The sequence below is a fragment of the Polynucleobacter sp. JS-Mosq-20-D10 genome (assembly GCF_018687755.1).
Classification (GTDB): domain Bacteria; phylum Pseudomonadota; class Gammaproteobacteria; order Burkholderiales; family Burkholderiaceae; genus Polynucleobacter.
The window spans coordinates 111,382-123,888 of sequence record NZ_CP061305.1; the positions used below are offsets into that span (position 1 = coordinate 111,382).

Below are 12,507 nucleotides of genomic sequence, written 5' to 3' on the forward strand. Positions count from 1 at the left end.
TCTTTACTCTACGTTATGCTTTTAGATTAAGTAAATTATTTACCGCAACATATAGGATATGGTCATATTGCGGTCTTTGTTCGCCCGTAAAAAAAGACCTTTCGTTAAGACATAAATTAGCGCCTCCTATAGGGTGCGCAGAGTTGGATGAAATATAGTCTGGAATTCCACCTTGGGGATCTTTGCATATACGTAGCAAGGCATAAAAATTAAGTATGTTAAATCCGTAAATGATGTTTACATTAGGAATCGAAAAAGACTTCAATAGAGATGGTCCAATAATGGTTCTATCTATTACTGCATCTTTTGTTGCGGTCTTGAGAGCTGTATACGCTTTGTCAAGATACTCACTTAGCATCGGAGATGACTTACTGAAAAACATAAATGCATTATTTATGCCATGAACAGGATTTGATTCCGAGTCAAAAGCCAATTCGTAGGAGAATCCATAAGGCAGCGAAAGATCCAGTGATATTTGATCTTTATTGAGAATGAGCATATCAATATCAGTCCAAATGACTACATCAAACTCCCTTAGCTCTTCCCTTATCCACTCCAATCTACATATGTCAGAAATAGTGCAAAGGTTATTATCCTTGACAGTATCTTTAGCCCATTGCGGTGCATATTCAAAGAATTCATCACCTTTAAATTTATAGGTCCAACCGTTTTCAGAGGCTAAATTACGAATGCTGTTTTGGCATAGATTTACCCATTCTGGAATATCAAAAGTGCGGAAAGATTGGAGTAAGGCAATATTCATAGAATTTTGATTTTATTTGTTTGTGCCCCACCCATCATCCCCTCATAAACCGCTTCTAAGTCTTTAGTAAAGCTAGTGGTATTAAAGAGAGGTGTTGTCAGGCGATGTTGCTCGAGACGAACTCGCGTTTGCTGCAGTTTTTCTGGGTGATGGGCCAGTTCAATAGCTAGTGCCTCATACTCTGCTGGAGAGCTTGCAATCATCTCAGGTAGATTAATTGCAGTCAGTAGGCTAGCGGCTACCCTACCGGCAAAACTATTGCCTTTGCAGGTGAGTACGGGTAGACCTGCCCATAGCGCATCGCTAGCAGTGGTGTGGGCGTTATAGGGCAATGTATCTAAGAACAAGTCGGCCAAGCGATGGCGGGCTAAATGCTCGGTTAAAGGCAGTCGCTTAGCAAATAGGATGCGCGAAGCATCAACCCCGCGTTTTACAGCCTCTTTTTGTAGATTGTTGCCTGCTGTAGGATTATCTTCAATTAACCACAGTACGCTGGTAGGACTTGCTTGCAAGATCCTCATCCATATATCAAAGGTGGCAGGGGTAATTTTGTAATTATTGTTAAAGCAGCAATAGACAAATCCTTGCTCAGGCAAGCCAAAGTCTGCCCTAGTCAATACGCTATCGGAAATGATGCGCTTAAAGTCGTTGGCTTGATAGCAATGTGGCAAATACGCAATTTTTTCACTGTAGAACGATTGGCTGTCAGAAGGAATGACAATGGGATCCGCAATGAGATAGTCTATATAAGGTGCACCAATCGTCCCTGGAAATCCAAGGTAGTTCACTTGTACTGGTGCTGGCCTGTAAGCAAAAACACCTTGGCGGCCATCTCCAAAGTAGCCGTTCAGGTTCACAAGAATATCGATCCCCGTCTCCTGAATAAGCTGCGCAGCTTGTAGATCTGTCAGGCGAGTGATATCAAACATCTGGGTAAACGCTGCTGTGATCCGAGCACGTAAAGGGCTGCCATCATCCCAGCCGTTATCAAAAGCATAAATCTCAAAGCGATCTTGATCGTGAGACTCATAGACTCCAGTCATCAGGATCGAGGTAGCTTGATCCCTAAACTCACCACAAAGATAGCCGATGCGAATTTTTGGACTTGGCGGCCGAGAAACGGCAGGCAATGGGTTCTGGGCGGGAAAGTGGTCGGCAGCAAAGATCTGCGCACACACGGCTAAGTCTGCTTCTGAATCGCAGATGCCTTGCAGGCCAAATGGTTCAGTAGTCTTTTGACCAGAGCGCATACCTGCAATGACTTGGGAATAGAGCGCATCAAGACCTTCCCAGTCGCACAACAGCATTTTGGTATGCAGATAGTTCCCTAATAAAAAAGGTTCATTGGGGGAGAGTTGAAGTGCAGTCTTGATGTGTTCGAGGGCTTGGTCGTAAAGTTTCAACTTTAATAATGCATTTGATTTGTTTGCCATTGCATTTGCATAACCTGGTGCAATGAGAATGGCTTGGTCGTAATATTGAAGAGATTCTTGCGCCTGCTTGATTTCTTGGTATAGATTGCCAATATTGTTGAAGGCTTCGGCATATCCCGGCAATAGCTTAATTGCCAGTTGGTAGCAATCTATGGCCTCTTGATGCCTGCCCAAGGTGCGTAATATGTTGCCTTTATTGCTGTGGGTAATACCATTTTGAGGATTAATTTTTATAGAGGCATTAATAGATTCAAGGGCTTCTTGATTCTTGCCTTGAAGGGCTTTTGCAATACTGAGGAAGCGGTGAATATCTGCATTTTGAGGATCGAGCTTCAAGCATGCAGATAAAAGCGATTCAGCTTCATTGAAATGACCATCTTGGAGATTTCTGATGGCATTTTCCAGTTGCTTATTAAGGGTTTGCATCATCAGGCGAGTATGTGGTTTGTATATGCTGGCTTAGGCAAAGAAACTTGACTTAAGCCTTTGTGCTGTTGAGGCATTATCCGTTTCTTTACTTATTGTTGCAATGCATAAACCTACTGCTTGTTCAATTCTGAAGATAATGAAGTAGTCTTGAGCGATTGGCATTCTTACAATATGCTAGCTTGAGAGTCTAGCTTCTAAATAGAGAAATGTAAGTATGAATCAACTTGAAGTAATGTTTGGCCAGGCTATTCAGGCTTTGCAAAATGGTAATCCATCCTATGCTGAAACTGTGTTGCTTGGCCTTTTAAAACAAAATCCGTCATTTTTTCCTGCGCTGCAAATAGTCGGGATGTTAAAGGCTTCTGCTGGTAATGATAAGGAGGCTGTTAATTATCTGAGCAAAGCGGCCAAAATTAATCCAAATGACCCTGCCCTTCAATATAACCTTGGTAAAGCACTATCCTCCCTTGGCAGGCATCAGGATGCATTAGTACACCACGTCAAAGCTACAAAATTAGCCCCTGGCAATGGAGAGGCTTGGTTAAATTATGGAATTTCATTAACCTATCTAAGACGTCCAAATGATGCGCTAGAAGCCTTTCGGCATTCACTCAGCATTAATCCCCAGTGCAAGCTATCTTTTTATAACCAAGGGCTAGCTTTTAAGCGCTTATCCCAAGCTGAGCAGGCTAAGGACTCATTCATGCAGGCCTTAAAGTTGGATTCTCAATTTTACGAGGCCTGCATTGAGTTAGGGGTGATTTATTTAGAGCAAAAGAACACAATCAATGCGCTAAAGATTTATGAAACTGCTGTCAGTATTCGCCCCAATTCATTTGAGGGGTGGCTAAATTACACAGTCTGCTTGATATTAAGACATCAATTTCAAGAAGCGTTAATTTCGAATATGCGAGCCTTGGAATTAAGATCCGATCTTTATGAGGGTTGGGCAAACCAAGGCTTAATCTTGCTGAGATTAGGTAGGCTTGAGGACGCTTTAGAGGCTAATGAGAAGGCCCTAGCCATGGGCTCGGGCCGATTTGATGCCATCATCAATAAGGGCATTATTCTCAGCGAAATGGGCAGGTATGCAGATGCAATCCCATTTTTAGAAGAGGGAATGTTGCTTAAGCCTGATTATGCGGATCTGCTAGGACTTATAGTTCACGCAAAATCACAAATAGCCTCTTGGGAGGGCTTAGAAAATCTTTTCAATGAATTAGTTTCCAAGATTGAATTAGGTGAAAGGGTTACGCTTCCATTTTCTTTGCTTTCCGCCGTGGACTCTCCAGATCTTCAAAAAAAAGCAGCCGAAGTCTGGGTGAAAGATATGTTTGATGTCATAGCAACTCATGGGGCAACCCCTAAGCTTGGGGGAGAGAAAAATAAAATCCGAGTTGGATATTTTTCATCTGATTTTAGGAGTCACCCAGTAGGGTTTGTTGTAAAAAATATTATTCAACTTCATAACAGTGACGACTTTGAGATATATGGCTTCTTTCTCAATGAGGCTACTGACGATGAAGTTGGCAATGAATTAAGACTCCTTTTTAAGCAATCCTTTGATTTGTATAGTCTCAGCAGTTTGCAGGCAGAGGCTTTGGTTCGTGATCAGATGTTAGATATTGCAGTTGACCTCAATAGCCATACCGGGCTTAATCGCATGCAGTTGTTTTCAAAGCGGATTGCGCCTATCCAAATTGGATTTCTGGGTTATGCGGGCACATCAGGTGCTAATTTCTACGATTATCTGGTGTCTGATGAGGTCTGCATTCCCAGTGAGAGTCAGCCTTTTTACAGTGAAAAAATTGCATACCTCCCTGGATCCTGTTTCCCGGCTGATTCAGCTATATCATATGGTGAGTTGGACGAGCCTCCAAGTAGGCAGAGTCAAGGGTTACCAAATTCAGGATTCATTTTTGCTTGCTTTAACAATGTATTTAAAATAACCCCGGCGATATTTAGAGTCTGGATGCGTCTATTGCAGCAGGTGCCAAATAGTGTCTTGTGGTTTTCGAAATCGTCACCGCAAGTAATTATTAATCTTAAAAATTATGCGACGCAGATGGGGGTTGATTCTGACCGCTTAATTTTCTCTGATCGCACAGAAAAAAGGCGAGATCACCTCAATCGATTGCAATTAGCAGATCTTTTTTTGGATACCCCAAATTACAATGCGCACACAACTGCTGCGGATGCCTTGTGGGCTGAAGTTCCTGTGCTGACCCTTATTGGCAAGTCATTTGCTGCTCGTGTTGCTGCCAGTCAGCTAAGTTCTTTGGGCATGCATGAGTTGATTACGAGCAGTGAGTCAGAATATTTTGATCTAGCCTTGAGCTTGTCGAAAAATCCTGAACAACTTAAGTTGATAAAAGAAAAGTTGAGCACACAGAGATTGAGTTCGAAGCTATTTGACACCCACGTTTTTACTCGGAACTTAGAGAGTGCTTACAAAGATATGTATCGAGTATCGAAGGCTGGAATACCAGTAACACATCTTTATCCTAATTAATTAAAGCTTCCCTATCCACTCTTTGACCTATGACCTCACTAAGCGCAATTAGAAAATTATTTCTTAAGGTTATCCCGAATTTCTCGCAATAAGATAATGTCCTCGGCTTCTGGGGTTGCAGGAGGGGCATCCATTAGTCTAACTTTATTCACTAACTTCACCATCTGAAAAATTACAAATGCCAATAAGATGAAGTTGATGGAAATGGTAATGAAATTGCCATAAGCAAAGATTGGAACCCCAGCTTTTTTTAGGGCGTCAAATGTTCTAGGAACTCCTTCTGGAATATGACCTAAAACTACAAATAGGTTTGTAAAGTCGATATGACCCCCTAAAAGGGTCGAAATTACCGGCATGACGATGTCGTTTACTAGGGAATCAACAATTTTTCCAAAAGCCCCGCCAATAATTACACCAACCGCTAAATCAATGACGTTACCCTTAACTGCAAAGTCCCGAAATTCCTTTAAAACGGCCATAAATACCTTTCATTTCACATGGATTGAGGTTAACTCAAAATTAACCCCATAACTTTGATGAATACCCCATTTTTACTTTAAAATCTCACCTTTAAGTATTTTTACCTATAAATGCTCTTTTCGAGGAATTTTGTAAATGAGTGACAAGCCCAGTATGGATAAGGATCGCCGTAATTGGTTGATCGCCACTTCAGCAGTCGGCGGTGTTGGTGCAGCTGCAGCCCTTTACCCTTTTGTGGACAGTTTTCAGCCTTCTGAGCGCGCCAAAGCCGCCGGAGCTGCTGTTGAGATCGATATATCCGGTATGCAGCCAGACGAAATGCGTATGGTTGAGTGGCGCGGTAAGCCAGTTTGGGTGGTGCGCCGCACTCCTGAGCAAGTTGCCGAGCTTTCCAAGATTGATGCAGAGCTCGCAGACCCTGATTCTTTAAGGGATCCTGCCCAATTTACCCCGCCTTATGCGCAAAATCAATGGCGCTCAATTAAGCCTGAATATATGGTTGTAGTTGGTATTTGCACCCATTTAGGATGCTCGCCTACGCCCAAGTTTGAGGCGGGCGCTCAGCCTTCTTTGCCTAATACGTGGCAGGGCGGCTTCCTCTGCCCATGCCATGGCTCAACTTTTGACATGGCCGGCCGCGTATTTAAAAACAAACCAGCACCAGACAATATGGAAGTGCCGCCACACATGTATTTGAGCGACACCAAAATTCTGGTCGGCGAAGATAAGAAGGCCTAAGGAGATATAAATGGCATTTCAAGAAAAAGAAGTCCCAGCAAACGCATCCGCCGCAGTGAAACTGATGGCGTGGGTTGATTCGCGTTTACCTGTGACTGATGCATTTAAGCGTCACATGAGTGAGTATTACGCTCCAAAAAACCTGAATTTTTTCTATATTTTTGGCGCGTTAGCTATAGTTGTGTTGGCAATTCAGATCATTACCGGCATTTTCTTGGTAATGAACTACAAGCCAGATGCAGCTAAGGCCTTTGAATCTGTTGAATACATCATGCGCGAAGTGCCATGGGGCTGGTTGATCCGCTACATGCACTCCACTGGCGCTTCAATGTTCTTTGTAGTGGTTTACATGCACATGTTCCGTGGCTTGATCTACGGTTCATATCGCAAGCCACGTGAGTTAATTTGGATTTTTGGTTGCGCAATCTTCTTGTGCTTGATGGGTGAAGCATTCTTTGGTTACTTGCTCCCATGGGGTCAAATGTCCTATTGGGGCGCTCAAGTGATCGTGAACTTGTTCTCTGCCATTCCATTGATTGGCCCAGATCTATCTTTGTGGTTGCGTGGTGACTACGTAGTCGGTGATGCAACCTTAAATCGCTTCTTCGCATTCCACGTAATTGCTATTCCACTCGTCTTGATCGGTTTGGTAGCTGCACATATTCTTGCATTGCATGAAGTAGGATCCAACAATCCAGACGGCGTAGAAATCAAAAATACACTTGATGCAAATGGCCATCCAGTTGATGGCATTCCATTCCACCCGTACTATAGCGTTCATGACGTTATGTATTTGGGTGGTTTCTTGATCATTTTTGCCTCGATTGTTTTCTTTGCTCCAGAAATGGGTGGATATTTCTTGGAAGCGAATAACTTCATTCCAGCAAATCCATTCGTTACTCCAACGCACATTGCACCGGTATGGTATTTCACACCGTTCTATTCAATGCTACGCGCAACAACATCTAACTTCTTATTGCCATTGTGGATTTTCTTGGCGGTGATTTTGTCGATGTTCGCCCTGAAGTCTAATGATTTCAAAGTCAAAGGCGCATGTGCAGCAATCGCATTGGTATTGGCTGCCGGTTTCTATGCGTTTGATGCGAAGTTTTGGGGTGTTGTGATTATGGGTGGCTCCGTTGTGATCCTCTTCTTCTTGCCATGGTTAGATCATTCTCCGGTGAAATCGATTCGTTACCGCCCACAGTTCCACAAATACATCTATGGCATCTTTGTCGTGACCTTTGTGATTTTGGGTTATTTGGGTATCGAGGCGCCATCACCAGTATTTGAAAAGATTTCTCAGATTTGTACTATTTATTATCTGGGCTTCTTCTTGGCGATGCCTTTCTGGAGCAAGCTTGGTACGTTCAAGCCAGTTCCAACTCGCGTTACTTTTAAGTCCCATTAATTCAGATACCCGAGAAATTAGGAACTAGTATGAAACGAATTTTGCACACTGTAATGGGCGTCTGTCAGGCGACAGTCTTGATTGCCGCCCTTGGTTTTGGTTTAACTGCAAATGCAAGTGAGGGTGGTTTCCCGTTGGAGACTGCACCAAATCGCGTTAGCAACAATGCTTCTTTGCAAAACGGCGCCAAGATATTTGTGAACTATTGCTTGAACTGTCATTCAGCTACTAGCATGCGTTATAGCCGCTTACGTGACATTGGTCTGACAGATCAGCAAATTAAAGATAACTTAATTTTGTCGGACGCTAAAGTTGGTGACTTGATGACTATTTCAATGTCACCCAAAGATGGCAAGGCGTTCTTTGGTAAAACTCCTCCAGACTTGTCTGTTGAAGCGCGAGCACGTGGCACGGATTGGCTCTATACCTATTTCCGTACTTTCTACAAAGATGACACCACTCAAACCGGGTGGAATAACTTGGTGTATCCAAACGTTGGTATGCCTCATGTTCTTTGGCAGTTGCAGGGTGAGCGAGCTGCAAAGTTTGAAGAGCGTCCGGATCCACACGATGCAAGCCGTGTAGAGAAAAAATTTGTTGGATTTGAGCAGTTGACTCCAGGAACAATGAAGTCACAAGAGTATGACGACAACATTGCTGACTTGGTTGCCTTCATGTCATGGATGGCTGAGCCAGTGCAACTTGAGCGTAAGCGTTTGGGTGTGATTGTGCTGATCTTCTTGGCAATCTTCACGCTGGTAGCTTCACGTTTGAATAAGGCTTACTGGAAAGACATTCACTAAGCTAAGGTTTTTAAGAGTTAAAGTCGCAGTTGTTTGTGCGTTTGATGTATTGAAGTAGATATTTAAGGAAATAAATTTATGATGGTGTTGTACTCGGGCACAAACTGCCCATTCTCGCAACGCTGCCGTCTGGTGCTTTTCGAAAAAGGCATGGACTTTGAAATCCGTGATGTGGACTTGTTTAACAAGCCAGAAGACATCTCGGTGATGAACCCTTATGGCCAAGTTCCAATCTTGGTCGAACGTGATTTGATTTTGTATGAGTCAAATATCATCAACGAATACATTGATGAGCGTTTTCCTCATCCGCAATTACTGCCGCCTGATCCTGTTGCTCGCGCACGCGCACGCCTCTTCCTTTTCAATTTTGAGAAAGAGTTGTTCGTACACGTTGCAGCCCTAGAGAATGAAAAAGGCAAAGCAGCTGAGAAGTCTCATGAAAAAGCGCGCTTAGCGATTCGTGATCGCTTAACTCAGCTTGCACCCATTTTTGTGAAGAATAAGTACATGCTGGGTGAAGAGTTTTCTATGCTTGATGTAGCAATCGCTCCTTTATTGTGGCGTTTGGAGCATTACGGCATTGATCTCTCACGCAATGCAGCCCCACTCTTGAAGTACGCTGAGCGTATTTTCAGCAGACCTGCCTACATTGAGGCATTGACTCCATCAGAAAAGGTAATGCGTCGCTAAGCGGCTCATTACTCAGGCTGGCAGAATAAGCATGTCTGATATTCCAAGCAATAAACCCTACCTAATCCGTGCCCTACATCAGTGGTGCACGGATTTTGGTTTTACGCCCTTCATGGCTGTCTTTGTGGACTCTAGTGTTGAAGTGCCGATGGAGTTTGTGAAGAAGAATGAAATTGTTTTAAATCTCTCCCTTGAGGCCTGTCACCAGCTGAATTTGGATAACGACTGGATCAGTTTTCAGGCAAGATTTGGCGGAGTGCCAAGAAAAATTATGGTTCCAGTGAGTCATGTTTTAGCAATCTATGCCCGAGAAAATGGCCAGGGAATGTCCTTTCCCTTTGATGCAAGTCAGGCCGACAAACTCAAAGATGTCAGCCCCGAGAATGCTGAAAAGCCAAAAGCAAGCAGACCTTCCTTAACAATTGTGAAATAGGTTAAAATATTCCCGTTGCCCCTTTAGCTCATCTGGTAGAGCAACTGATTTGTAATCAGTAGGTGGTCTGTTCGAGTCGGACAAGGGGCACCAAAAAATATAAGGCTCACTGCTTCGTTGCAAGTGGGCCTTTTTCCTTAGTGGTTCTGTGTCAGGTGCATATAACTTAGGGTTGATTATGAAGCTACATATGGGGTGTGGAAACAAGAGGTTGGAGGGGTTTATAAATGTTGACAAATTCAAAACTGAATCAGTTGATGAGTTAGTTGACTTAGAGATAACGCCTTGGCCGTGGGCTGATAATTCTTGTGAAGAAATGCGCTTCATTCATGCTTTAGAGCATATGGGGCAGTCCACCGATCTATATTTAACCATAATCAAGGAAATATATAGAGTGTCAAAAGATGGGGCATTGCTGGTAATACACGTTCCCCATCCTCGAAGTGACGATTATTTGGGCGACCCAACCCATTGCAGACCCATAACACCACAATCAATAAGCCTATTCGATAAGAAGTTAAATGATGAGTGGAAGGCTGGGGGTATATCTGCAGCCACAACACTAGCGCATTATCTTGGTGTGGATATTCGAATAGAGGAAGTGAAAAACCTTCTTCATCCCTATTGGCATGAACAGTTAATATCCGGGAAAATTAAGGAAGAGCAACTAAATATTATCGCCATGGGTCAGAACAATGTGATAACTGAGGTCCACATGAATTGCCGTATTTACAAAAAATAAATTTTTATACGATATGAAAATTGGTCTAATACAGTCACGTGGTCTTGGAGACATCATCATCGCGTTGCCGATTGCAAGGCATTTTTACGAGAGTGGGGATGAGGTTTTTTGGCCAATTAATGAAAGTTTTTTGCCTTCATTCCAAGAGGCTACTCCTTGGGTCAACTGGATTGGAATTGGGTGGTCAGACCCAATAAATTTCGACTATATGTATCAAGTGCCGATGGATATTTTGCATAAAGTTAGTGTCAATAAGGTGTTATCGCTGTACCACTACCTAAGTACACATAAGGACTTGCCTAATAAATTGCTTCAGTCAACTCTAAAGTTTGATCAATATAAATATGCAGTTAGCAATGTCCCTTTCTCAAAAAAATGGACTTTAGCAAATTGTCTAAAAAGGAATATAGATAGAGAAAGTAATTTATTTGATAAATTAGTTAAGCAAGAGAAATACATGGTCATCCACCAGCAGGGGTCAGATTTTTCGAAAAAGTTTAATGTCGATGACGCCAAAAATAAAGGGTATCAAATTATTGAAATATCGGAAGTAACAGACAATATTTTTGATTGGCTAAAAGTCTTAGAAAACGCTAAAGCGCTGGTTTTGATTGATTCGGTATTTTCAAATTTAGTTGAGCAGTTGGGTATTGGGGAAAATGTTCCAAAATATTTTGGAGTTAGATCCGATGCAATGTTTACGCCTGTACTTTTAGGAAATTGGCAATATATTTAAGAAATATATTGCACATCTTATTACTTGTGTAAATTAGATTGCTTAGTTTCTGGCAAATAAAGTGCTGCCATTAAAGCGCCGATCCCCAAGAAAAACGTTGGATACATTAGACCTGCTAGGTCATTAGCCCACTCATGATTGAGCCAGGTAACAATTAAGGGGAGAAGTCCGCCTATCCAGCCGGCTGCTAAGTTATGAGGAAGCGTTGCCGCACTGTTTCTGGTTTTTGCCGGAAAGAGTTCTGCAAGTAGTGCAGTTTGTGGGCCAACGACAAGCGCAAGAATGATGGATAGGCCAATTAATATTCCAGCAATGGTGATCATTGAATTGCTATTCAAATTTTTCAGTAAGTAAAATGCCGGTAGTATTAATGTAGCCCCCAGAATGAGGCCGCTGACAACCACGGGCTTTCTGCCGATCCTATCGGATAGCCAGCCCGCAAAAATAGTAAGTGGTAGTAGAGCAATTGTTGCATAAACACTCAATTGGTCCACTAGCTGAGGGGGCAATTTCACTACGGTTTTTAGAAATATAGAAGTGTAGACTTGCACGCAGAAAAATAGTATCGCCCCACCTGCTGAAACGCAAAAGAAAAGTAGGAACATTCTTTTTCTGGTCTCAGGGTCTTTGAAATTATCTCGCAACGGACTTTTTGATTGAGTATGCATTTTGCTTAAATGCAAATAGATCGGCGTCTCTTCTAGAGCCATGCGGGCTTTAAATGCAATCAACAGCAGAATCAGTGAAACCCAAAAAGGCACACGCCACCCCCACGATAGAAATTCTTCTTGGGTAAGATAGGTTTGCAGCAAGGCAATTTGGAGTGTGGATACCAGGATGCCCAGTGGCCCCATGAGCTGCAAGAAGCTTGTCTTAAAGCCGCGATTAGTTTGACCAGCATGCTCTGTTAGATAGACTGCACCACCGCCAATTTCTCCTCCTGCTGAGAGGCCTTGTAAGAGTCTTAGGCTAACCAGCAGAATGGGTGCCCAGATGCCAACTTGGGCATAGGTCGGCAAAAAACCAACGCATACCGTAGCAATACCCATGAGGGTAATGGTGATCATAAACACTGGGCGCCGCCCAATACGATCGCCAATACTGCCAAATATCGCTGCTCCAATGGGTCTTACCACCATGCCAACACCGAATGTTGCTAGGCTGGCTAAAAGCGCTGTACTAGGATCGCTTGAGGGAAAGAAAAGAGGACCAAAGACCACCGCAAGAGTTGCGAAGGTCAGAAAGTCGTACCACTCTAGAAAGGTGCCAAAGCAGGCTGCAATAGCAACCTTTCTATAAGAGTGAGATGATGCTGGCAATGCTGACGTACTCGTAGC

General features: G+C 43.0%; 12 protein-coding genes and 1 tRNA gene. 9 read left to right on the forward strand and 4 right to left on the reverse strand.

Annotation, left to right across the window (positions count from 1 at the left end):
* Window positions 1-13: 13 nt before the first annotated feature.
* Both FD967_RS00645 and FD967_RS00650 read right to left on the reverse strand, forming a co-directional pair.
* Window positions 14-763, reverse strand: a complete 750-nt coding sequence (locus tag FD967_RS00645; protein ID WP_215326174.1) for a hypothetical protein — start codon at window positions 761-763, stop codon at window positions 14-16.
* Window positions 760-2,622, reverse strand: a complete 1,863-nt coding sequence (locus FD967_RS00650) for a tetratricopeptide repeat protein (protein ID WP_215326175.1) — start codon at window positions 2,620-2,622, stop codon at window positions 760-762. Before FD967_RS00650 ends, FD967_RS00645 begins: the two co-directional genes overlap by 4 nt.
* A 259-nt stretch (window positions 2,623-2,881) precedes the next feature.
* Here FD967_RS00650 and FD967_RS00655 point away from each other — a divergent pair, with 259 nt between their 5' ends.
* Window positions 2,882-5,137 carry a tetratricopeptide repeat protein gene (locus FD967_RS00655; RefSeq protein ID WP_215326176.1) on the forward strand — a complete coding sequence of 752 codons (2,256 nt, stop codon included), beginning with the start codon at window positions 2,882-2,884 and terminating at the stop codon, window positions 5,135-5,137.
* 56 nt (window positions 5,138-5,193) lie between these two features.
* Here the strand turns inward: FD967_RS00655 and mscL are convergent, their stop codons facing one another.
* Window positions 5,194-5,616 (reverse strand): large conductance mechanosensitive channel protein MscL, encoded by a 423-nt coding sequence (gene mscL, locus FD967_RS00660; RefSeq protein WP_215326177.1) that lies wholly within the window; start codon window positions 5,614-5,616, stop codon window positions 5,194-5,196.
* A 136-nt stretch (window positions 5,617-5,752) separates the two neighbouring features.
* Between mscL and petA the strand changes: the two genes are divergently transcribed.
* From petA to FD967_RS00700, 8 genes are all read left to right on the forward strand, one after another.
* Complete coding sequence (petA, locus tag FD967_RS00665) at window positions 5,753-6,355, forward strand: ubiquinol-cytochrome c reductase iron-sulfur subunit (RefSeq protein WP_046329429.1); 603 nt, start codon at window positions 5,753-5,755, stop codon at window positions 6,353-6,355.
* Between the two features lie 10 nt (window positions 6,356-6,365).
* Window positions 6,366-7,766 (forward strand): cytochrome bc complex cytochrome b subunit, encoded by a 1,401-nt coding sequence (locus FD967_RS00670; protein WP_215326178.1) that lies wholly within the window; start codon window positions 6,366-6,368, stop codon window positions 7,764-7,766.
* Window positions 7,767-7,795: 29 nt separating this feature from the next.
* Window positions 7,796-8,569, forward strand: a complete 774-nt coding sequence (locus FD967_RS00675) for a cytochrome c1 (RefSeq protein ID WP_215326179.1) — start codon at window positions 7,796-7,798, stop codon at window positions 8,567-8,569.
* Between the two features lie 78 nt (window positions 8,570-8,647).
* A complete protein-coding gene (locus tag FD967_RS00680) occupies window positions 8,648-9,259 on the forward strand; it encodes a glutathione S-transferase N-terminal domain-containing protein (protein ID WP_215326180.1) in 612 nt (203 codons plus the stop codon).
* A 31-nt stretch (window positions 9,260-9,290) separates the two neighbouring features.
* Window positions 9,291-9,692 carry a ClpXP protease specificity-enhancing factor gene (locus FD967_RS00685; protein WP_215326181.1) on the forward strand — a complete coding sequence of 134 codons (402 nt, stop codon included), beginning with the start codon at window positions 9,291-9,293 and terminating at the stop codon, window positions 9,690-9,692.
* A 17-nt stretch (window positions 9,693-9,709) separates the two neighbouring features.
* Window positions 9,710-9,785 (forward strand) — tRNA-Thr (locus FD967_RS00690).
* An 85-nt stretch (window positions 9,786-9,870) separates the two neighbouring features.
* Window positions 9,871-10,434 (forward strand): hypothetical protein, encoded by a 564-nt coding sequence (locus FD967_RS00695; RefSeq protein WP_215326182.1) that lies wholly within the window; start codon window positions 9,871-9,873, stop codon window positions 10,432-10,434.
* A 13-nt stretch (window positions 10,435-10,447) separates the two neighbouring features.
* Window positions 10,448-11,170 carry a hypothetical protein gene (locus FD967_RS00700; RefSeq protein ID WP_215326183.1) on the forward strand — a complete coding sequence of 241 codons (723 nt, stop codon included), beginning with the start codon at window positions 10,448-10,450 and terminating at the stop codon, window positions 11,168-11,170.
* A 20-nt stretch (window positions 11,171-11,190) separates the two neighbouring features.
* On the opposite strand, the gene FD967_RS00705 is transcribed toward FD967_RS00700, so the two are convergent.
* Window positions 11,191-12,489, reverse strand: a complete 1,299-nt coding sequence (locus FD967_RS00705) for an MFS transporter (protein ID WP_251369050.1) — start codon at window positions 12,487-12,489, stop codon at window positions 11,191-11,193.
* Between the last annotated feature and the right edge of the window lie 18 nt (window positions 12,490-12,507).

Excerpts from the sequence above, each read along its gene's own strand:
- FD967_RS00645 (WP_215326174.1), bottom strand. The coding sequence starts at position 763 with ATGAATATTGCCTTACTCCAATCTTTCCGCACTTTTGATATTCCAGAA.
- FD967_RS00650 (WP_215326175.1), bottom strand. The coding sequence starts at position 2,622 with ATGCAAACCCTTAATAAGCAACTGGAAAATGCCATCAGAAATCTCCAA.
- mscL (WP_215326177.1), bottom strand. The coding sequence starts at position 5,616 with ATGGCCGTTTTAAAGGAATTTCGGGACTTTGCAGTTAAGGGTAACGTC.
- petA (WP_046329429.1), top strand. The coding sequence starts at position 5,753 with ATGAGTGACAAGCCCAGTATGGATAAGGATCGCCGTAATTGGTTGATC.
- FD967_RS00670 (WP_215326178.1), top strand. The coding sequence starts at position 6,366 with ATGGCATTTCAAGAAAAAGAAGTCCCAGCAAACGCATCCGCCGCAGTG.
- FD967_RS00675 (WP_215326179.1), top strand. The coding sequence starts at position 7,796 with ATGAAACGAATTTTGCACACTGTAATGGGCGTCTGTCAGGCGACAGTC.
- FD967_RS00680 (WP_215326180.1), top strand. The coding sequence starts at position 8,648 with ATGATGGTGTTGTACTCGGGCACAAACTGCCCATTCTCGCAACGCTGC.
- FD967_RS00685 (WP_215326181.1), top strand. The coding sequence starts at position 9,291 with ATGTCTGATATTCCAAGCAATAAACCCTACCTAATCCGTGCCCTACAT.
- FD967_RS00695 (WP_215326182.1), top strand. The coding sequence starts at position 9,871 with ATGAAGCTACATATGGGGTGTGGAAACAAGAGGTTGGAGGGGTTTATA.
- FD967_RS00700 (WP_215326183.1), top strand. The coding sequence starts at position 10,448 with ATGAAAATTGGTCTAATACAGTCACGTGGTCTTGGAGACATCATCATC.